At 51.7% G+C, this 22,643-nt stretch carries 15 protein-coding genes; 6 read left to right on the forward strand and 9 right to left on the reverse strand.

Translation table 11 applies throughout. From position 1 onward, the window contains the following. Positions 1 to 35 precede the first annotated feature (35 nt). The 3 genes from K0I63_RS11455 to K0I63_RS11465 all read left to right on the forward strand — a co-directional run bounded on the left by K0I63_RS11455 (position 36) and on the right by K0I63_RS11465 (position 5,642). A complete protein-coding gene (locus tag K0I63_RS11455; protein ID WP_220081119.1) occupies positions 36 to 1,250 on the forward strand; it encodes a proprotein convertase P-domain-containing protein in 1,215 nt (404 codons plus the stop codon). Positions 1,251 to 1,532: 282 nt separating this feature from the next. Then, a complete protein-coding gene (locus K0I63_RS11460; RefSeq protein ID WP_220081120.1) occupies positions 1,533 to 2,639 on the forward strand; it encodes a phosphoribosylaminoimidazolesuccinocarboxamide synthase in 1,107 nt (368 codons plus the stop codon). Between the two features lie 840 nt (positions 2,640 to 3,479). Further along, positions 3,480 to 5,642 (forward strand): M3 family metallopeptidase, encoded by a 2,163-nt coding sequence (locus tag K0I63_RS11465; protein ID WP_220081121.1) that lies wholly within the window; start codon positions 3,480 to 3,482, stop codon positions 5,640 to 5,642. Positions 5,643 to 5,758: 116 nt separating this feature from the next. Here the strand turns inward: K0I63_RS11465 and lpxM are convergent, their stop codons facing one another. The 4 genes from lpxM to pheS form a co-directional block, all read right to left on the reverse strand. Further along, the gene (gene lpxM / locus K0I63_RS11470) at positions 5,759 to 6,694 is read right to left on the reverse strand and encodes a lauroyl-Kdo(2)-lipid IV(A) myristoyltransferase (protein ID WP_220081122.1); all 936 of its coding nucleotides are present in this window, start codon (positions 6,692 to 6,694) and stop codon (positions 5,759 to 5,761) included. Between the two features lie 120 nt (positions 6,695 to 6,814). Beyond that, on the reverse strand, positions 6,815 to 7,111 hold the full coding sequence (gene ihfA / locus K0I63_RS11475; protein WP_011866012.1) for an integration host factor subunit alpha: 297 nt from the start codon (positions 7,109 to 7,111) through the stop codon (positions 6,815 to 6,817). 4 nt (positions 7,112 to 7,115) lie between these two features. Then, positions 7,116 to 9,503 carry a phenylalanine--tRNA ligase subunit beta gene (pheT, locus tag K0I63_RS11480; protein ID WP_220081123.1) on the reverse strand — a complete coding sequence of 796 codons (2,388 nt, stop codon included), beginning with the start codon at positions 9,501 to 9,503 and terminating at the stop codon, positions 7,116 to 7,118. A gap of 15 nt (positions 9,504 to 9,518) precedes the next feature. After that, positions 9,519 to 10,502, reverse strand: coding sequence for a phenylalanine--tRNA ligase subunit alpha (pheS, locus tag K0I63_RS11485; RefSeq protein WP_041407220.1), 984 nt, complete (start codon positions 10,500 to 10,502; stop codon positions 9,519 to 9,521). Between the two features lie 392 nt (positions 10,503 to 10,894). Between pheS and K0I63_RS11490 the strand changes: the two genes are divergently transcribed. Both K0I63_RS11490 and K0I63_RS11495 read left to right on the forward strand, forming a co-directional pair. After that, on the forward strand, positions 10,895 to 12,397 hold the full coding sequence (locus K0I63_RS11490) for a methyl-accepting chemotaxis protein (RefSeq protein ID WP_220081124.1): 1,503 nt from the start codon (positions 10,895 to 10,897) through the stop codon (positions 12,395 to 12,397). A gap of 129 nt (positions 12,398 to 12,526) precedes the next feature. Next, on the forward strand, positions 12,527 to 15,154 hold the full coding sequence (locus tag K0I63_RS11495; RefSeq protein WP_220081125.1) for a PAS domain-containing protein: 2,628 nt from the start codon (positions 12,527 to 12,529) through the stop codon (positions 15,152 to 15,154). A gap of 58 nt (positions 15,155 to 15,212) precedes the next feature. Here the strand turns inward: K0I63_RS11495 and K0I63_RS11500 are convergent, their stop codons facing one another. From K0I63_RS11500 to topA, 5 genes are all read right to left on the reverse strand, one after another. Continuing rightward, positions 15,213 to 16,139 (reverse strand): putative ATP-dependent zinc protease, encoded by a 927-nt coding sequence (locus tag K0I63_RS11500; protein ID WP_220081126.1) that lies wholly within the window; start codon positions 16,137 to 16,139, stop codon positions 15,213 to 15,215. Between the two features lie 58 nt (positions 16,140 to 16,197). Further along, positions 16,198 to 16,572 (reverse strand): SpoIIAA family protein, encoded by a 375-nt coding sequence (locus tag K0I63_RS11505; RefSeq protein WP_220081127.1) that lies wholly within the window; start codon positions 16,570 to 16,572, stop codon positions 16,198 to 16,200. 404 nt (positions 16,573 to 16,976) lie between these two features. Continuing rightward, a complete protein-coding gene (locus K0I63_RS11510) occupies positions 16,977 to 17,327 on the reverse strand; it encodes a DUF3802 family protein (RefSeq protein ID WP_011866020.1) in 351 nt (116 codons plus the stop codon). Between the two features lie 119 nt (positions 17,328 to 17,446). Then, complete coding sequence (locus K0I63_RS11515) at positions 17,447 to 18,022, reverse strand: YceI family protein (RefSeq protein WP_258406854.1); 576 nt, start codon at positions 18,020 to 18,022, stop codon at positions 17,447 to 17,449. Between the two features lie 187 nt (positions 18,023 to 18,209). Beyond that, positions 18,210 to 20,858, reverse strand: a complete 2,649-nt coding sequence (gene topA, locus K0I63_RS11520; RefSeq protein ID WP_220081129.1) for a type I DNA topoisomerase — start codon at positions 20,856 to 20,858, stop codon at positions 18,210 to 18,212. A 357-nt stretch (positions 20,859 to 21,215) separates the two neighbouring features. On the opposite strand from topA, the gene astB reads away from it, so the two are divergent. Further along, complete coding sequence (gene astB, locus K0I63_RS11525; RefSeq protein WP_220081130.1) at positions 21,216 to 22,553, forward strand: N-succinylarginine dihydrolase; 1,338 nt, start codon at positions 21,216 to 21,218, stop codon at positions 22,551 to 22,553. Positions 22,554 to 22,643 lie beyond the last annotated feature (90 nt).

Genomic DNA, 22,643 nt, shown 5'->3' on the forward strand with positions numbered 1-22,643 from the left:
TCTATATCTAATTTTAGCTAACGCTATCTAACGTTATGAAAAGCAATCACTCCGCCGCTGGATTGACCTACATCCAGGCCGGGCAGACACCCGAGGCACAAGCGGTGAACAACAACCGACTCTCCCTATTCGCGATACTCCTGCTATTTATGCTAACACCCTTCACCCATGGCTCGAGCGAATTTCGCGCCTACCAGAGCCGCTATAACGACCCACTGCTCAATATGGTTGCCGAGGACAGGGAAACGCTTGAAAAGTTTAACGCCCAGAGCAAGGCAACTATCGGCTCGGTAGAGATAAAACCCAAACGGATAAGCGAAACGAACACAAAAAGCAAGACGCCGATAGCGAGCGATCAAAAGGAGGCTTCAGCAACTCCAGAGGACAAGCCTACTGAATTGACGCCCGGTTTCGTGCTGTCGGTAAAAGAGAAACGCTTAAGCAAAGCTGCGGGTGAGACCGCGATTTATCACTTCTCGACACTTGAAGACAGGACTCTTGTAGACACTAGCCTTACGGGAAAAAGTTTGGCTAGCGAGAAATTAGAGGGACAGATATGCCTGAGCCTGGCCTCCTCCCTTCCCGGCGCCAGGCTCACTAAGGAAAGGCTTCATCCCGGCGACACATTCAGCCTCTTGGTGCCATCCAATAGTGACGCCCAATGGGGCGACTATATGTTTACCGTAACCGCCTCATCCGACGGCGGCAATTGGGTCAAACAGCAAAGCGTCAATCTCAGCCTGCTTCCCGGCGACATACGCGAGATAAAGCAGGCCAACTTCACCTGGCATCCCATCATAGACAATACTCCTGAGGGAACAGTGAGTCGCATCGCCGTCGAAGATGAACTTGCCGCCTTTGGCGTGCGCGTCTTAGTTAATGTCTCCCATACCTGGCACAGGGATCTTAGCATGACCCTTACCTCCCCCATGGGCACAAGCTATCAGTTGGTGAGCGAAAGCCATTCTGCAAAAGCAAGTGATTCGTCAGAAGAAAGCCATGCTGCAAATTCGTCAAAAGAAAGCCAAGCCGCAAGAGAGAGCAATTTGTTAAAAGAAAGCCATGCTGGAAGAGACAATCAGTATCGGGAATATCGCACCCAGGCCTTCAATCACGAGGCGATAAGAGGCGACTGGATCCTCAAGGTGAGTGACCTGGCCGCAGGCGACATAGGCACGCTAAGGGGCTGGCAACTCCTCATCTCGGGTTACTCGGCCGCCCAGCCACAAGATATAAGTGCTAGTCCTTAGTCCTCCATAGACCAAAGTCCATAGTCCATAGTCCATGCTGTAACATGAGCCAGAAGCGCGCTGAATCATGGCAGACCAACACCCGAGAATCCTAGCCCAGAAAGCCGCCATTTCGCGCGAGAAAACGCCAATTTTATCGTGCATCTTACATTCACCTTCTTCCAATGAGAACACTCTGTTTTCGCAAAAGAATTAAAGCGAAAAAGCTGTTGTCCCATAGCAGTTCTGCTACAATTTCGCCGTAATTTCCTCCTCTAACATTACATATAAAAATAGTACCCTATGAATCAATCTAATAAAGTTCTAGCCGTTAACGATGATCTGCCCATCCGCACCGACAAGCCAGTACATTCAGGTAAAGTCCGCAGTGTTTATTGGTTAACCGCCGAAGACAGTGCGCGCCTGATCGAGCAGAAAGATTATGACGTTCCCGCCGACACGCCGCTGGCGATCATGGTGATCAGTGACCGTATCTCTGCCTTCGACTGCATCTGGCAAGGCGAAAACGGCCTCAACGGCGTCCCTGGCAAAGGGGCGGCGCTTAATGCCATCTCTAACCATTGGTTCAAGCTATTTAAAGAGAAAGGCTTAGCAGACAGCCATATTCTGGATGTTCCACATCCTTTCGTGTGGATCGTGCAGAAGGCGCAGCCAGTGATGGTCGAAGCGATCGCCAGACAGTACATCACAGGTTCTATGTGGCGTGCCTACAGCAAGGGCGAGCGCGACTTCTGTGGTATCACACTACCCGAGGGACTGGAGAAGGATCAGAAACTGGAAGAGGTGCTGATCACCCCATCGACCAAAGGCGTACTGACGGGTCTTGAGGGCGTTCCCGAAGCCGATGATGTTAACGTCTCTCGCGCGGATCTGGAGCGCCACCTGGAAGATTTCAACTTCCACAGCAAGGGCGATATCGACCTTTACGAGAAGCTGCTTAAAGAGGGCTTTGCGGTGATCAGCGAGGCCCTGGCCGAGCAGGATCAGATCTTCGTCGACACCAAGTTTGAGTTTGGTTACGTGAAAGATGCCAGCGGTCAGGAAAAACTGATCTACATGGATGAAGTCGGCACCCCTGACTCATCACGTATCTGGGACGGTGAAGCCCGCCGTAACGGCAAGATCGTCGAGAAGTCGAAAGAAGGCTTCAGACAATGGCTGCTAAGCCACTTCCCAGATCCCGATATTCTGCTCAACAAGGAGCGCATGCCTGAGCGTTTCGCCCTGGCGCGCGACAACAAGCTGCCAACCGAGGTGATGATGGATATCTCTAACACCTACGTAGGCATCGCCGAAACCATCATAGGTAATAAGCTACACCTGAGCGAGAATCCTCGTCAGGAGATCATCGACATCCTGCGCGATGAGTATCAGCTGATCCAAGCCTAATGGCGCTAAGCTCCTGATGCTCAACTGGCATAATTTGCCAGGGCAAGATGAGATAATCAGGGCTGACTAGAAAACGAAGGCCAGCGTTCAACAGACGCTGGCCTTTTTATGCGTGTTTATCTGCGTTTCACCTGAGATTCGATTGGGCCTTTTTATTGGAAAGTCACCCAGAAGTGGTTTTATCATGCTTGAGCTTGAGCCCTAAAAGCCGCTAGCAATGACGCTAAAACCTGGCGCCGCTCGCTCATAAGACGATGATGAAAGAAAATTAATCTGCTAAAGCAGATAGGCGCGCCATCGAACGGCGACTAAAAACTCGCTTAATCTGCGCCAGTAATTCGCTTTGCCCAAACATGAGCAAAATGGCAACTTTCCTCAAAGAGAGAAACCTCAGAGGCTTTCGCCCAAGTGACTTGAATAAAAGAGCAACAAGCGAATGCCGTTAAATGGCTCTATTTGTAATAATCATTATAATCAGTAAGATAAACAGGAATACCAACAAGCCTCAATCCACTCAGGCCTGGGTATTCGGTGGTGATAAAAGCTGCAATTCGTCTCTAAACCGCCGCTCGCCGCAACTTCATAAAGCTAAGGCAATGAAATGAACATTAACTAACGAGAGACAGACAAGACGGGATCTGGCAACTGAAACCACAGCTCAAAACCCGGTTACAAAGATGGCCTTAATATTTTCTCACAACTTTATTAATCCAATCTTAAACTTTTGATTTGCCGCGCCCCTGCCCCGCTTGATAAGGTATGGCGGCAATCACATCTTTAGCGCCCCCATGCCTGTTAGGCAACAAAAAAACGATTGGGCGCCAGCAACAGGGAGAACCCATGCGCAAGTCTATCCTCACCACGGCTATCTTAGCCGGTCTATACCTCACTGGCTGTACACCAGCGAGTCAGGAAGCAAGCAATACAGAAGTAGCGAGTAGCGAAGCGGCGAAGCCTGCCGTACAGGCGAGTGAAGGTCAAATCAATGCCAGCAACGTACTGCTCAAGAAGAGCGTGTTACAGTATCAGGCGCCTGAGTTTGATAAGATCACCTTCGACGATTATGCCCCAGCATTCACCCAAGGGATCATAGAGCACGACAAAGAGATCCAGGCGATCATCGACAACCAGGCCGCCCCAGATTTTGACAACACCATAGTTGCCATGGAAAAGTCTGGTAGCCTACTTACCCGCGTGGCCAAGACCTTCTTTAACCTGGCCAGCGTTAACTCTAACAGCCAGGTACAAACCCTGGAAGCCGAGCTAGCACCTAAGCTGTCTGCGCACTGGGACAACATCTTCTTAAACCCAGAGCTGTTTGCCCGCGTAGAAAGCGTCTACAAGAGCCGCGACAGCCTGAGCGCCGAAGACAAGCACCTTGTAGAGTATTACTACCTGGCATTCGAGCGCGCCGGTGCCAAACTCTCTGACGCAGATAAAGAGAAGATGCGCGATCTCAACGGTCAGCTCGCCAGCCTAACCACAGAGTTTTCTAAGAACGTTCTCGATTCATTTAAAAACGAAGTGATCATAGTTAAAGACAAGGCGGAGCTCGACGGCCTATCTGACGCCGAAATCGCTACCCTCGCCCAGGCCGCGAAAGATGCCGGCAAAGAGGGATATCTGATCACTCTTGTGAACACCACTCGCCAACCTATCCTCTCCAGCCTGAACAATCGCGAGCTAAGAGAGAAAGTGTGGAAGACCTCGGCAAACCGCGCCATGGCGCTTAACGGCCCGAATATCGTCAAGCAGTCACACCTGCACGCCGAAAAGGCGGCGCTACTTGGCTATGACTCCTGGGCAGCCTACACGGTAGCCGATCAGATGGCCAAGACACCGACGGCCGTGTATGAGATCTTAGATGACCTAGCCCCTAAGGCTGTGGCCAAGGCCAAGCTAGAGGCGGCGGACATACAGGCGCAGATTAAGGCATCGGGTCAAGACTTCGAACTGGCACCTTGGGACTGGGCCTATTACAGTGAGAAGGTTCGTAAAGCCAAGTACGACCTGGATCAGAGCCAAGTTACGCCTTACTTCGAGTTTAACCGCGTCCTCAATGACGGTCTCTTCTTCGCCATGGAAAAACTCTACGGCATCACGGTCAAGGCGCGCAAAGATCTGCCTGTATGGAACCCGGATGTGCTGGCCTATGAGATCTTTAACAAAGACAAGAGCTCAGTCGGCATCTTCTATCTGGACCCTTATGCCAGAGAAGGTAAGAACGGTGGCGCCTGGATGGATGAGTTCGTAACCCAAAGCGGCCTACTAGGCACTAAGCCTGTGGTCTACAATGCGTTGAATATTCCAAAGCCTGCCTCAGGTCCAACCCTAATGACCTATGATGAAGTCAGCACCATGTTCCACGAGTTCGGTCACGCCGTGCATGGTCTCTTCTCTCAGGTGAAATACCCAAGCGTTGCCGGCACCGCTACCCCGAGAGACTTCGTCGAGTTCCCATCACAGGCGAACGAAGACTGGTCGATCGATCCTGAAGTCCTAGCCAACTACGCTAAGCACTATCAGACCGGCGAGCCTATCCCTGCCGAGCTGCTGAAGAAAGTTTTGGCGGCGAGTAAGTTTGGACAAGGCTTCGATACTACAGAGTATCTGGCGGCGGCTATCCTGGACATGGAGTGGCACTCAATTGGTGTCGATGCCAAGATCGACGACGTGGCTAAGTTTGAGCAGCAGGCACTGGCGAAACACGGCATCGACTTTGCGCCTATCCCACCTCGCTACAAGTCAACCTACTTTAGCCATGCATTCGCCGGCGGCTATTCGGCGGGCTACTACGCCTACCTGTGGACCGAGGTCTTTGCGGCAGACGCCTTCGACTTCATGAGCCACAACGGCGGCCTGTCACTGGAGAACGGTAACAAGTTCCGCGACAACGTGCTCTCTAAGGGTAACAGTGAAGATCTGATGCAAGACTACATCAAGTTCACCGGCAGAAAGCCAACCGTGGATGCCCTGTTAAAACACAGAGGCCTAACGGAATAAGTCTGGATTTCAGGCATTAAAAAGCGGCTCAATGAGCCGCTTTTTTTATCGCTATCTGCTTCAGCGTAATCTTATCCCTAACTCTAATGCTAACTTTAAAGCGCTAACTTTAAAAGCTAGTAGATAGAGGCTTCGCCCGGCGGACGGGTACGCAGGAGTTTGAGGAACCACATATATTGCTCGGGATAGGCGTTAATCACCTGCTCCACCGCGCGGTTTAATGCTAAGGCCTCATTCTCCTTACCCTGCATCTCTTCGGGTGAGATGGGCGGCAGTACCGTCAGCAGATACTGACGCTTTTGCTGATCATAGCCAATCTTCACCGGCATCACCTGAGCATTACCGGCCGAGGCAAGGCGCCCCACCACGGGCAGAGTGGCCTTAACCGTGCCTAGAAATGGCGCGAAGACACTCTTCTCAGGGCCTAGGTCTTCGTCTGGCAGATAGAAGAAGCTGTTATCGTTTTTCAGCTCAGACAGGAGCGCACGTATACCTGCCTCACGCATATAAACATTGCCGCCCTTGGAGCTGCGCATGCGGTTATTGAACCAGTCAAACAGCTTGTTACGATGGGCCTTGGCCATGGTCACCATGGGCAGCTCCAGGTTCAACCTGAGCCCGGCGTACTCTATGCCCCATACATGGGGCATGATGAAGATCACCGGCTGACCTGCATCACGGGCGCGCTGCACATGCTCGAAGCCTTCAAGCTGAACCCGGCGACGCAGATTAGCATCTGAGCGCAGCAGCAGCTCTGACTGCGCCAACAGGATCAACACGAAATTCTCGATATTCTCATCGAGTAGCTTATCGATCTCGGCCTTTGATTTCTCCGGGAAACAGGTCTCCAGGTTTGCCCTGGCCACCCTGAGGGGCTTCTTGGCGATCTTCTTCACCAGACGCGCTAGCAGGCGCGCTATCGGATCCCTCAGCCAGGCGGGCATAAGGCCGAAAAACACCAACAGCCATATGGCAAACCAGGTGGGCCAATGCTTAGGATGTAATAACTCGGCGCGAAAGCGACGATCGAAATACTTAGGTTTTCTAGACAAGAGTACAACCTCTTACTCATCCAGCGCCTGTGACCACACAGGCATAAACAACAGATAACCAGTTCAGAAGAAACAGAAAAAGCCACTCAAGGAGTGGCCTTCTTTATGTATTAAGTCGGATTATTTACCGGCGTTAGCCTCTTCAACACGACTCTTAAGTTTCTGTCCTGGACGGAAAGTCACCACGCGGCGAGCAGAAATCGGGATATCCTCGCCTGTTTTAGGGTTGCGACCCGGTCTTTGATTTTTGTCCCTTAGGTCAAAGTTGCCAAAGCCAGATAACTTGACCTGCTCACCGTTCTCGAGGGCTTGACGAATTTCTTCGAAAAATGCCTCAACCATCTCTTTCGCAACTCGCTTGTTAATGCCAAGCGTTTCAAAAAGATGTTCTGCCATTTCGGCTTTGGTAAGTGCCATACTTTTAATCCCTCAACAGTGCGTTGAACTCGGTCTTGAGTTCAGAAACTACCTTTTCTACCATTTCAGCAATTTCTTTCTCTTCAAGTGTACGAGCGTTGTCTTGTAGTGTAAGTGCAATCGCCAGACTCTTTTTACCTGGTTCAACACCTTTACCTTGGTATACATCGAACAAGTTTAAGCCAACCAACTGATTTTCGCCAACTTTTCTTATCAAATTTACAACATTTCCTGCCGAGACATCTTCATCAACCAGGATGGCAATGTCACGTCGGTTTGCTGGAAACTTAGACACAGTCTGGGCTTGCGGCAAACTTGCGTGCAATAAGGCGTCTAATTCGAGCTCGAATACGATGGTTTTACCATTTAAGCCGAAAGGCTTTTCCAGGCTCGGATGGACGGCACCAATGACACCAATCACACGATCATTTCTTAAGATTTCAGCACATTGCCCCGGATGAAGCGCCGGATGAGATGCTTTTTTAAAAGTAAATTCATCCTCTGAAACTGTCAAGCCGATAATGGCTTCCAGATCGCCCTTAAGGTCGAAAAAGTCTACAGTTTTTGATTCCATCGACCAATGTTCGTCGTTTTGGTTACCGGCAATGACGGCACCTAGCATAGCCTGCTGACGCACACCCGATTCGGCCTCGGCATCTGGCACGAAACGCAACCCGGTTTCAAACAGGCGAACGCGGTTTTGCTGGCGGCTCTGGTTGTAGCCCACGGCAGTCAACAGACCGGTGAACATAGACAAGCGCATGGCCGACATCTCTACCGAGATAGGGTTTGGCAGCACCATGGCATCGCTGCCCGGATGCACCAGCTGCTGCAGCTTAGGATCGACGAAACTGTAGGTCACGGCTTCCTGGAAGCCACGGGCTACCATCATGGCGCGTACGCGCTTAAGGTCGATATCTGACTCTTTGTGTAGAGGCATGCTCAGGGCTGCTACAGGGGCAACATTCGGAATGTTGTTGTAGCCATAGATACGGGCAACCTCTTCGATAAGATCTTCTTCGATCGCCATATCGAAACGGTAAGTCGCAGTAACAACCTGCCAGTTGTCATCCACACGTGACACGCCAAAGCCAAGACGCTCAAGGATCTCGGTGACATCGGCATCTGCAATATGATGGCCGAGCACGCGATCTAGCTTGCTGCGACGCAACAGTATGTTGGCAGGCTGAGGCAGATGCTCGTCGGCCTTAGACTCAACCACAGGGCCGGCTTCGCCGCCACAGATCTCTAGCACCAAACGCGTCGCACGGTCGATCACCTTATGTTGTAGCTCAGGGTCGACGCCACGCTCGAAGCGATGTGACGAGTCTGTGTGCAGGCCAAGACGACGTGATTTACCCATGATCGCCAGCGGCGCGAAGAAGGCGCACTCCAGCAGGATATCTTGTGTCTCACCGGTCACACCCGAGTACTCGCCACCGAACACACCGGCCAAGGCCAGAGGTTGGCTGTTATCGGCGATAACCAGAGTATCGTTTGGTACGGTAATTTCGTTGCCATCGAGCAGAGTCAGCTTCTCCTCACCATCACCCAGACGGATCTGGATCTTGCCGTCGATTTTCGCCAAGTCGAAGGCGTGCATCGGCTGACCGAACTCGATCAACACATAGTTGGTGATGTCGACGATAGGATCGATAGAGCGAATGCCGCTGCGACGCAGTTTTTCCTGCATCCAGAGTGGCGACTGCGCCTTAACGTTAACGTTTTTCACCACACGACCCAGGTAGCGTGGACAGGCGTTAGGGGCCTGATTGTCGATCTCGATAGCATCTTCGATGCTAGGGGTGACCGCTTCCCATGTCGGGGCAACAACCGCTTGACGGTTAAGCACACCCACTTCGCGGGCCAGACCCACCATACCGAGACAGTCGGCGCGGTTAGCGGTCAGATCGACATCGATCACCGCATCATTAAGGTCCAGATACTCACGTACGTCTTGACCGATAGGCGCATCGAGCGGCAGCTCGATAATGCCATCGCTCTCGATGTCGATACCCAGTTCGCCGTAGGAGCAGAGCATGCCAAATGATGGCTGACCGCGTAGCTTGGCCTTCTTGATCTTAAAGTCGCCCGGCAATACCGCGCCAACCATGGCCACGGCCACTTTCAGGCCCAGACGGCAGTTTGGCGCGCCGCAGACGATATCGATCAACTCATCCTGACCGACATTAATCTTAGTTACACGTAGCTTGTCGGCGTCTGGGTGCTGGCCACACTCGACCACCTCACCCACAATCACGCCTGAAAAATCACCGGCTACCGGGTCGACACCGTCGACTTCCAGGCCCGCCATGGTGATCTGATGTGACAAATCGTCACGGCTAATACTTGGATTGACCCACTCACGAAGCCAAGACTCACTGAATTTCATTATTTACTCGCTCCGTTATTTGAATTGCTTAAGAAAACGTAGGTCGTTTTCGAAGAATGAACGCAGGTCATTAACCCCATAACGCAACATAGAGAGACGCTCTACCCCCATACCGAAGGCGAAACCTTGGTACTTCTCAGGGTCGATGCCAACGCTGCGCAGGACATTAGGGTGAACCATGCCGCAACCCAAGACTTCTAACCACTTGCCGTTTTTACCCATCACATCCACTTCGGCTGAAGGCTCTGTAAATGGGAAGTAAGAGGGACGGAAGCGTACTTGTAGATCTTCTTCGAAGAAGTTACGTAGGAAATCATGCAAGATCCCTTTCAACTCCGCGAAGTTAACATTTTCATCGACAAACAGACCTTCAACCTGATGGAACATAGGCGTGTGGGTCTGGTCATAGTCGTTACGGTAAACGCGGCCCGGAGAGATGATACGCAGCGGCGGCTTTTCCGTTTCCATGGTGCGGATCTGCACGCCCGAGGTTTGGGTACGCAGCATCAGCTTAGGATTAAAGTAGAAGGTATCGTGATCGGCACGTGCCGGATGATGCTCAGAAATGTTGAGCGCATCGAAGTTATGGAAATCGTCCTCGATCTCTGGCCCCTGCTTTACGCTGAATCCCAGCTCACCAAAGAAGGTTTCGATACGTTCGATGGTACGGGTCACAGGATGCAGGCCACCATTGTCGATGCGACGGCCTGGTAGGGTCACGTCGATGCTTTCGGCGCTCAGCTTAGCTTCGAGCTCCTGAGCCTTTAAGCCTTCGATACGCTCAGACAGCTTTTGCTGTACCGCTTGCTTCGCCTGGTTGACCGCCTGACCAAAGGCCGGCTTCTCCTCAGGACTCAGCTTACCCATCATCTTCATCATGTCGGTGATCTTACCCTTCTTACCCAGGTAATCGACACGAAGGTCATCGAGGGCTTTCAGATCATCTGTCCCTTCGATTGCCTGTAAGGCCTGTTCTACGATTTCTGTTAACTCTGACATCATCTCTTCCAGTACGCCCGCCCTCACGCTGAGAGCCAAGACTTTCTATATGCTGACTATTTAATCTTTACGAAATTAGAAAAAGAGACAAATTTTACGTGACCATAAGACGTTTGACTAGGGCTTATTTGGTATTTTTCTAACGAAATCCGTGAGAAAAGGCCAAGCTGGCTAAGCATCAAACTCAGATAGGCTAAAAAGCCATCCCAAAATGTAATTTTGATTCGCCGCGATCACAGCAAGCATGTACACTTGAGCCGTACCTTATTTAACAATAACGATAAAATCCCAGTACAAATAAACAACAAACAAACGCCCTGAGGCAAAATTCTCGTTAAGTAATCACTTTGCGATCCGATAACGAGATCATCCCCAGGCGGCAGAGAAAAGCTATGAGAGAAGTAAAGTTTCGATGGATAGATCAGTATCTTATCCATATGACCCTGAAAACCAAATTTACCATTCTGGCCATCATCCCCATCATCACCCTCATGGGGCTTTCCTATATCCTCTATGGGCAGTTCAATAGCCAGATTAAGCAGAGTCACCAGCAGAGTGCATTGGCTGACGCCCAGAAGATGGTGGAGCTTATCGACCTGAGCCTTAAGTACGTGCCTGATGACAAGGCGGCGAGCTTTAAGCAGGAACTGGTCAGTGCCGGCTTTGCCGATACACAATCGTCCCTCAACGCCAAGGCGAGCCGCCTGGTACAGGCCGGTGGTGGCACCTTAATGCAAGGTGATAGTCTGACTGCCCATAGCCGCGCCTCAAGCGCTAACCTGGTTGCCAAGACAGAGGTGACAGATCTCGACCAGGTACTGAGCTCTGCCCAGAGCGTGGTCATTATCAGCCTGGTGGCGCTTATCTTTGTCATCTTGATCAGCAGTTACTATATCTCCACCTTCGTCGGCGGCGCCCTCTACACCAACGTGATGGCACTTAAACGCGCGGCCGATGGCGATCTCACCGGACGACTGAACTTCTTCGAGGTAAAAGATGAGTTCAGCATCTTGGCGGTGAGCATAGACACACTCGTCGAGCGTCAGCATCAGCTGGTGAGCCGCATGACTCAGGCCAGCAGCCAGATCCGCACCGTAGTGCAGGCCTTCAGACAGACGGCCCAAGAGGGACAAACTCTGGCCGCCGAGCAGCGTCAGCATCTGGATTCACTGGCCACGGCAATGGAGGAGATGACCGCCGCGGTGAAAGAGGTGGCCCGCAACGCCGAGCAATCTTCTAACGAGACCCAAGAGGCCAACCAACAGGTTGAGGCGGGCTCGAAAGATATCGCCATCACGGTCGAGGCGATTGGAGATCTTGCCAACGAAATTGGCGACGCCTCGACGGCGGTGAATACCCTGAACGACAACGCCGCCAAGATCGACGAGGTGGTCACCACCATCAACGCCATCTCAGAGCAGACCAACCTATTGGCGCTTAACGCCGCCATCGAAGCAGCCCGCGCCGGTGAACAGGGTCGCGGCTTTGCCGTGGTCGCCGATGAGGTCAGAACCCTAGCGGGACGCACCCAGGCCGCCACGGTCGAGATCAAGTCGATGATCGAGGCCTTGCAGACAGGCTCTCAGGCGCTCACCCAGGTGATGAAACGCACGGTCGAGAAGGCCCAGGACGGCAAGCAGCATGTGCTGGAGACAGGTGAGGATCTCAAGGCCATCGCCCATCACAGCGAGCGGGTATACGAGATGAGCGTGCTGATCGCCACCTCGGCCGAGGAGCAATCGGCGGTCGCCAACGAGATCGCCACCAACCTGATGGAGATCCGCAATCAGTCTCATGACGTGGAACAGTCCGCCAACCAGTCTGTCTCAGGCTGCGACGAACTGCACGCCACCGCCGAGCAGTTGGATCAGCTATTGGTTGGACTGAAAGTCTAGTCACTAATGTTCTAGTCACTAAAAGCTATTCACTTTAACGGCTTAGGGAGGCAACTCGTCACCCTAAGCCGACTTCATAAGAGTTTAATCCTGTCGCATTTTGATTTAATCTTGAGCTATCACTAATGCATGAATGGATCACAAGCCCCTATGGTCGCCAATGAGAAAGACGAGGCCGGCTCATTAAACACCCAGTGGAAAAACAGCCTTACCTTTAAATTCACCATAGTCCAATTTGTGGTCGCGGTCCTGATCATCGCCTCAAGCATCTGGTTGATCTTCTCAACCGAGAAGAAACATCACATGGACACCCAGCTCTCGCTGAGCCAGAACTATGGCCTGGCGGTCATAGAACAGCTGCAACAGGTCACCTCCAAAATCGAGACACTAGCGAACACCATAGGCATAGTGGGCGAAACCTATCGTGGTCAGGATGAAGTGGTCAAAGAACTGATCCCTTCCCTGCTGGATATTGGCGAGCGCCATCAGCTGATCGCTGGCGGCGGGATCTGGCCCGAGCCCGGCATGTTTGGTAAACAGAAGACGCGTAACAGCTTCTTCTGGGCGCGGGACAAGCATGATGAGTTTCAATACTTGGACAACTACAACAGCGCGGAAGGCCCAGGTTATCATCAGGCCTTCTGGTACCTGCCGGCGAAATATTTCCAAGACGGCCATACCCACTGGTCTAAGTCCTATGTCGACCCCTACACCAAGGAGGTGATGATCACCGCCTCTGTCCCCATGCGCGCCAACCACAGCTTTATCGGCGTGGCCACGGTCGACATCGCCCTGCGCGGCCTGGATAAACGCTTTAATTTTTCCGATCAGAATCCCCTGTCGAAGGGATATATACTGGCGCTGGACAGCTACAACAATCTGCTGGCAGATCCTTTCGACGAGTCTGATGAGCAGCAGACCGCCATGCTCGGTCAGCCGCTCTCTAGACTTATTCAGCACTACCCGCAGCTCGCCCCCATCGCCAAACGCATAGAGACGATGGACCAGACCTTTAGTCAGCAGATAATGACCAGCCCGGCCTATCGCCCGGAACAGCTCGAGAAAGTGCTGGTACAGACGCCTAGGGAGGAGCGAGAGCGCTTAACCACACTCATCAATGCCTCAATCAGGGGAAGCCATGGCAAGACGCCCATAGTGACCCTGGAGCTAAGTAGCGATCCCCTATTTAACGAGCCCGTGCTGGTGTCGATCCTCACCATGGCCCAGACCCAGTGGAAGATCATCCTGGTAACGCCGCTGTCGAGCCTCGCATCCCAGGCCAACGCCATCGCGCTGAAGATAGGCGCGTTTCTGTTACTGGCGCAGCTTATCGCCCTGCTCATTCTGTTTATCTTTCAGCACAAGCTCTTTATCCGGCCAATCTTCCAGATCGTCTCGGCGCTGCAAAGCGGTAACCTGGGCAGGTTGGAGCTCGATGCCAACAAGCGCCACGACGAGGTGGGCCAACTGGCCAAGGCCTTTATCGCCCGCAGCAATCAGCTGGAGATCGCCTATGCCAGTCTCGATGCCAGCAACCTAGCGCTGGAGCAGCAACTGGCGATGCAACAACTGGCGCAGCAGGAGCTGGAAAATAAGAAGGAGTTGATCAACTCCCTGCTCAACGCCTCACAAAACCTCATCTGCATCAAGGACACCCATGGCTGTTACTCCTTGGTCAACGATAAGTTTTGCGAGGTAATGGGCATAGAGCGAGCCCGGGTCATCGGCATGCGCGACATCGACCTCTATCCGGCGCATATCGCCGAGATCATCAATCATCATGACCACATCATCTTAGATAGCGATCAGGCCCAGAGCTTCGAGCAGCCCATGCCGACCGTGCATGGTGAGCGCATCTACCTGATCACTAAGTACCCAATCAAAGACAAGGATGGCAACATCATCGCCCTGGGTGCCATGGCGGTAGATATCAGCAGCCTCAAGGCCAAACAGGCAGAGCTGGAGCAAACCATCAAGCTACAAGGGGCAAGAAACACAGAGCTAAAACAGGCCTTAGATGCCAAGCCACAAGCCGTGGTAAAAGAAGGGATAGATCCCAAGGGGCTGGCGCAGCTTAAACAGATAGAGCTGGCCCAGCAGGCTATCTTGCCTCAAGTAGTTCATCAGTTACTCCGCCAGGAGCTGCAAGCGCTAGAGCAGATCTTTATCATGCTGCGTCAGTTAGATGCAGCCGATATCGAAGAGCCTCATCTTGCCAAATTTACCGAGGCCCTGACTTCCCAGATAGACATCATACGTCATGGTCAAACCTTGATCAGTGCAGACATCACAGATGTTCGCGCCACTGTTGCCGACCTCTTCTTACAAGACCTGGTGGCGATGTTAAGGCCTCAGCTCGACGCCAAGGGCGTAGCGGTGGAGATAGACTGTCCCCATCACCTGACACTGCCCATCTCACCTTGGCATTTTCTGGTGCTCTGCCACAGATTGCTCGGCAACAGCCTGCAACATGCCTTTCCCGACGCTCAGGCGCTCAATCGACCGAAACAGCTGAGCATAGGTATTCACTATCAAGAGGGTGTGCTCACGCTGACCCTGAGAGACAACGGCCTAGGAATTGGCCAAGCTCGGCTGGAGAAACTCACTCAAGCACTTGACAGCAATGGCAAGGGACAAGGCTCCCTCATCCATATCAATCAGTGGCTCAAGGCCCACTTCAACGGCAGACTCACCATCACCAGCCAGAGCGCCCAGTTTACCGAGCTGGTATGCGAGTTACATCTCGATAAGGCATAAAAAAATCCCCGGAGGTAGCCACTTCCGGGGACAATTTTTGTCTGCCGTGTCTGACAGGTTACTTCGCGACGTCGACCAGGTAGTGGCCCTGCAACCAGTTACGGCCTATCAAGAGCTTGTTGGTCATCTTTGTACGGTCTCTCAGGTTCACCTTGACCTTATACTCCCTGCCCGGCTCACCCACATTAAGTTCCACCATGTAGCGCACCTCACTGCCCTGGGCATTGCGAATAAGCGAGGTTTCGACGATACGGGCATGGACACGTTTTGTTTCACCTTTCTCGTTTTCCGTGGTGAAAGCGAGCATCTTACCGACATTCTGCTCCATATCTTCGACGCCATTTTCCACCTTGAGATCCACCGCGTGCAGCGAATTTTCTACCGCGCCGGTATCGATACGGGTATCAAACAGCAGGCCAGTTTCCAGAATGCTGATGGGGGCCCTAGCACCTATCACCCGCTTTTCAGACACATCCACCACATACTTGCCTTTTAGCCAGTTACGGCCGATCAGCAGCTTATAATCCATGTGGCCCCTGTCTCTAAGGTTTACCTTGACCTTGCGGGTTTCACCGGCAAAACCGACGTGCATCTCCACCATGTAACGTGTCTCAGTACCCTGAGAATTGCTGACGGTGGAGGTTTTAACTATCTTGGCGCTAAGGCGCTTACGCTCACCTGCGGCGTTTTCTGTGGTAAACCAGATGGTCTTACCCACGTTGTCAGCCATCTTCTTGGCGCTGCCCCCTTGGATCTCAAGGTCGAAGGCATGCAAAGACGTATTACCTGCGCCGGTATCGATGCGGGCCTGATAGACGAGCCCGGCTTCATCGACCGTCATCATGGCCGTCTGGCCAATGACGGCTTTATCGTCGCCATAGGCAGGCGCCAGCAGAAATAGCGCCACTAACGTTAATGCTTTGGTCAACGCTTTAAGGCTCGACATTCTCAAGGTCAACATGCTCAAGGTCAACATTCTAATCATAAAAAATATCCTAAACCCAATGAAACGAAGCCGACTGAGTGTCGGCCTATCTACAATCTTAATCCGGCGAACTCTCACCCAGCCAGCGCAGCGCCTCATCCGCCGCTTGCCGGGCAAATACCTTCACCGGACAGGGCGCCATATAGGCCATCACTTTGGCAGTGTTGGCCACCCACTCACTATCTGTGATGATGGCGACTCTGGAAAAGTCCGTCAAATGAAAGAATCCTAATTTGGCATCATCCCACAAGGTTTCAACAGAAACCCCTTCAAATTCTTCACTAAATTCATACCAGAGCTTAATGGTTGAGTGATCTAGCAACTTGGTTTCTATCGCCGGAACCAAGGTCTGATCATAGTCGGCTCGAGAGAGCACGCCTCTGGCTTTGACCGCCACAGTATCATGATGAAATCCCGACAGTAGTTCTATCATCAACCACTCCTTTTGAACTAATAAACAAAATGATAGACGAAGAGACAAAATAGCGTACAGGTACAGACACAGTGCACCAGGTGCTCGCTGATGTTGGGTCCTAATCGTATGTACCTGTAATGGCGCACAAACTGCACTCCCAACCAGACCAAGATGAAGGGCACAAAGGGCAAGGAGATGACAAACGGAATGAACCCCCAGCCAAACGCCAAGGCGTTAGCACTAAAGATCTGAAATATGACCCAAAACAACACGAGTACCGCATAGATAACAAAATGTTGTTTACTGATAGAGGTTGCAGACATGCACACAAACTTCCCAATTTCGCACTTATGCTAACAGTAGGAATAAAGGCTGACATTCTCAAGAAGTGAGTTGTAAACACCTGTTTCGGATTGCAAAACCTAAGCTTGCATCTTGGCAATTTCTTGATCGAACAGATTTTTGATCAGTCCCGAAAACTCGGTAATAAACAGGGTCTGCTCTTGGGTGGCATTGTGGTTAGCCACCTTGGCTAAGATCTCTTCTAAGTCATAGACGATGGCGTCGACTTCGCGGATCACCATGTTGCGTTCGGCAAAGGTTAAGGAAGGATTTTGGCCACACACCATGATGATCTGCGCCGCCAACTGCTCTTCAAACAACTCCATGACGGTGTCACCCGCTACCCCACCGGCTTCGGAGGCCTCAAACAGGCCTAGATGCTCGGTAAGATATTGTATTAGATGTATGTATCCGTCTTTATCAGTAACCATTTTTTACCCTAAACACACGACTTATATATGAGCATGGTATAGCCCATGCTCAATATCCAGTTTCTACCGCCATTATGATATAAATCGAGTATCCAATCTTGTTGTTAGTGCACGTTTTTCTATCGCATTAAGGTTAACACGAAAGAAACCGGTACCGCCTTGCTGATGGCTGGCAGACCGGCTATTTCTCTGAGCTTCTCAACCCCAGGTGTCAGGCCGAAGTCACCGGCATTGACCACCAGCGGCGCCTCACTGGCCACCATCAACTTATTACCGGCCACCTTGGCCACACTCACCATCACAGGAAGAGTCTGGGTCTTACCATGCAGACTCACCTTAGCATCGACACTCATCGACATTATGGTGCCGACGCTGGCTTTGTCGATCGCCTGTCCGTCGAGACTGGCAGTTAATTCGACGCTCGGATACTGAGCGGTTTCGAACAATATCTCTTTCATGCGCTGATCGCGGATCTCCACATTGGTGACCACACTGTTAAGCGGAATAAACAGGCTAAAGGCCCCGGCGTCGCTAAGCTGGCCCGAGACCTGAGTAAAATGATGCACCTCAGCAATATCACCCTTCTTGATTGAGATAAAGTTAACCCGTGAGCCCTGGTTACTCACCTGCCAATCGGCCGAATAGGCGTTTAAGCTTAAGATCCCAAGTCCTGCTGCCATGATCAGTGTTTTCATTTTACGCTCCATTTATAACCCTAAGTCCGTCGAAACCTCTGCGGTGAAACCCAGCTAGTTGAATGATTAGCAAGGTAATCTTATCTATATTAGCCTAATACAACAGATTATGAACCACTAATATTTGTCCCAATAAAAAAGCCCTAACTCAGTTAGGGCCCTTCTTAGATAATTGACAGTCTGTCAGTTAGGCTTTCTTCTTCGCTTTTGGCTTAGTCTTGGCTTCGCTGACCCACTTACCGCCGACAAACTTGGCCGTCCAACCGGTCGCCTTACCATCGATTTCGGTTGCCACATACTGCTCCTTGGTCTTACGGCTAAAGCGCACTACTGCCTTATTACCGTCATCATCCGTCACAGGGGCATCGGCCAGATATTGATACTTAGGCCATAAGAGCTCACGGTACTTCACCAACTCTTCCACTAAAGGCGCGCGGGTTTCGCGGGATTTAGGGAAGGTGCTCGCAGCCAGGAAGATGCCTGCGGCGCCGTCTCTGAGCACGAAATAGCCATCAGACTTGGTGCATTTCAGCTCTGGCAGGTGGATCGGGTCTTCCTTTGGCGGCGCCACTTCACCATTTTTCAACAGTTTACGCGTATTCTTACACTCGCTGTTGGTACAACCAAAATACTTACCGAAGCGGCCATTCTTCAGCTCCATATCGTTGCCGCAGCGGTCGCATTCGATAATCGGCCCTTCGTACCCCTTGATCTTAAACTGCCCCTGCTCGACCTCGTAGCCACCGCAGATGGGGTTATTACCACACACATGCAGCTTGCGTTTCTCATCGATAAGATAGCTATCCATCGCCGTGCCGCAAACATCACATCTGTGCTTGGCGCGCAGTGCATCGGTTTCGGCATCTTCGCTGTTCTCGCTGACGGCCTCTTCACCCGGCGTCAGGTTCATGGTCGTCTTACAGCGCTCTTTCGGCGGCAAGGCATAACCTGAACAACCCAGGAACACGCCGGTAGTACCGGTGCGAATGCCCATTGGGCGTCCACAGGTCGGGCAAGCGATATCGGTCAGCACCATCTCATTAGGGCGCATGCCGCCCTCTTCCGGCGGTAGCTCGGCCTTTTCAAGCTGAGCGGTCAGCCCTTTGTAGAAGTTATCCAGCACCTTCTTCCATTCGAGCTGGCCCTGGGCCACGTTATCCAGGGTCTGTTCCATGCCGGCGGTGAAGTCGTAACTCATCAGCTCTTCGAAGCTGCCGATGAGGCTCTCGCTAACAATCTCACCCATCTTCTCGGCGTAGAAACGACGATTCTCGACCTTCACATAGCCACGGTCTTGAATGGTCGAGATAATGGTCGCATAGGTCGATGGGCGACCAATGCCACGCTTCTCAAGCTCTTTCACCAGTGATGCTTCGCTATAACGCGCCGGTGGTTTAGTGAAATGCTGCTTAGGTAACAACTCTTCTAATGCGAGCACATCACCTTCGGCAACCATCGGCAGGGTGTTGTCTTCCTCGTTTTTCTTCTTAAGCGCGGTCTGAACCCGAGTCCAACCATCAAACTTAAGGGTACGGCCACTGGCCTTGAGTTCGTAATCCCCTGCGGTGACAGTCAGACGCGTCGCATCATATTTGGCTGGGGTCATCTGACAGGCAACGAATTGGCGCCAGATCAACTCATAGAGACGCTGGGCATCTCTTTCCATATCGCTAAGGCTGCTGGCACTGACGTTCACATCGGACGGACGGATCGCTTCGTGAGCCTCCTGGGCCCCCTCTTTGCTGCCATAACGGATCGGTGCATCGGGCAAGTACTTATCGCCATACTCATTGCCGATCATGTCACGCACACTGTCGAGGGCTTCCTGACTCAAATTGGTCGAGTCGGTACGCATATAGGTGATATGACCCGCTTCATAGAGACGCTGAGCCATCATCATGGTCTTCTTCACCCCAAAGCCAAGACGGGTACTGGCCGCCTGCTGAAGGGTCGAGGTGATAAAGGGCGCCGATGGCTTACTAGAAGTCGCTTTGACTTCACGGCTAGTAACTTGGTACTTACTGTCTTTTAGTGCGTTAACCGCCACCATGGCCTGAGCTTCGTTTACAGGGTTAAAGTTATCCCCCTTAAACTTAGCCACCTGCATCTTGAGCCCTTCGTTAGCGAGGGTCGTCAGCTCGGCATGAATGTCCCAGAACTCTTCTGGTACGAACGCCTTGATCTCGCCTTCACGCTCGACCACCAAACGCGTCGCTACCGATTGCACACGCCCTGCGGAGAGGCCACGGGCCACTTTCTTCCACAACAGGGGGGATACCATGAAACCCACCACGCGGTCGAGGAAACGTCTCGCCTGCTGGGCATTAACCATATTGGTGTTGAGCTGCGACGGATGGCTGAACGCCTCTTGAATCGCGCTCTTGGTGATCTCGTTAAAGACCACGCGCTGGTAGCGCTCAGGATCCCCACCAATCACTTCTTGAAGATGCCATGCAATTGCCTCCCCCTCTCTATCCAAATCGGTTGCGAGGAAGATATGATCTGCATTTTCAGCAAGTGACTGTAATTCTTTGACGACTTTTTCTTTGCCAGGCAAGGTCTGATACTTGGCCTTCCAGCCTCGCTCTGGATCGACGCCCATCCGCGCAACCAGGGCTTTCTTCGCTTTCTCTGCCTTATATTTAGCCTTCTCTTCGGGGGACATCTTGCGCACTTCGGCGGGCGATTTAGTCGACGAACTGGCGTCACTGGAGGATGAGGTAGGGAGATCACGGATGTGACCCACACTCGATTTTACGATGTAATCTTTGCCGAGATATTTGTTAATAGTCTTGGCTTTGGCCGGTGATTCGACAATAACTAGCGATTTACCCATAGAATGATCTGCGCCAAAAAGTCTCAAAATTCTGTAAATTGGCTCCATATATAGAGGGTTGTATCAATAGTTTCAAGCTAATCCCTGTTTTATTTGTTACGGCGAGCCAATTTTTAACCGTTTTTGAAAAAATGTGAAAAATAATATTGCGTAATTAAAAACTAATATTTCATTATTCCCCAACTAGCAAGTAATACTTATGCATTTCTGAGCCAATATCACAGATAAGGCCCCATCCTCCTAGCTTGTTATGCCCCAAAGCTCAAGTATACTGGAGCACAAATTCAACGAATTACGGCGCCACCTCTGCCCAGTGTTGACGCCCTATTAAAGCAATAATAACTTGAAGGATATGCAATGAAGCATTACGAAGCGAATTTTGATGGACTCGTCGGACCGACTCATAATTATGCGGGCCTGTCATACGGTAATGTGGCTTCTTTAAATAACGCCGCCGCAATATCCAGCCCTAAGGCGGCTGCGAAACAAGGCCTCAAGAAAGCCAAGGCCCTCGCCGATTTAGGCTTGGCCCAAGGGATGCTTGCCCCTCAGGAGCGCCCAGATCTTCACACACTGCGTCGAATTGGTTTTTCTGGTACCGATGCTGAAGTACTAGATAAAGCCGCTAAACAAGCCCCTGCGCTCCTCAGAGCCTGCTGCAGTGCTTCTAGCATGTGGACGGCCAATGCCGCAACCGTCTCACCAAGTGCAGATACCCATGACGGCAAAATCCATTTCACCCCGGCAAACCTGGTAGACAAACTCCATCGCAGCATAGAGCCTGTGACCACAGGTAACATACTGGCCGCCACTTTTAATAATTCGCGCTACTTCCATCACCATCAGCATCTGCCCGAACACGTAAGTTTTGGCGACGAAGGTGCTGCTAACCACACTCGTCTTTGCAGCGAATACGGTCATGCCGGTATCGAACTCTTCGTCTACGGCCAGGAAGCGACTAACCCTAACGCGCCAAAACCAAAGAAGTACCCTGCAAGACAGACACTAGAAGCCTCACAGGCTATCGCCCGTCTGCATCAGCTTGATGATGAGAGCAGTGTCTTTATCCAGCAAAACCCTGATGTCATTGACCAAGGCGTTTTCCACAACGATGTGATCGCCGTGGGTAACCAGAATGTGCTCTTCTACCACGAGCAGGCCTTTGTGGATACGCAAAAGAAACTGGCCGAGCTCCAAGGTAAGTTCAACGGTCATGAACTGCATTTTATTGAAGTTCCTACCGCTAAAGTCGGCATTCAGGATGCAGTGAAGAGCTACCTGTTCAACACCCAGATAGTCACCCTACCAAATGGTGAGATGGCGATCATTGCGCCGACAAACTGTCAGGAAAATGAGGCGGTATATGCCTACCTTAACGAACTTGTGACCTTGGGCACACCTGTCAAACAGGTGCACTATTTCGATGTGAAACAGAGCATGCAAAATGGCGGCGGCCCCGCCTGTCTACGACTGCGTGTCGCCATGAACGAAACAGAACTTGCTGCCGTCAACCCAAACACCCTGATGAACGATAAGCTGTTTAACAGACTTAACCTCTGGGTGGATAGACACTATCGTGATGAGCTTGCCATCGACGATCTCGCCGATCCTCAGCTCATCGTCGAATCGCGCACCGCGCTGGACGAACTGACACAGCTAATGAAGCTCGGCAGCGTGTATCAGTTCCAGAAATAGATTTTAACTACAAAGTTAAAGCTGAAAAAGCCATCTGAAAAGATGGCTTTTTGTTTTCAACTAACAATTCTCATAACTGAGTCGCGAAGT

The sequence above is a fragment of the Shewanella rhizosphaerae genome (assembly GCF_019457655.1).
Taxonomy (GTDB): Bacteria; Pseudomonadota; Gammaproteobacteria; order Enterobacterales; family Shewanellaceae; genus Shewanella; species Shewanella loihica.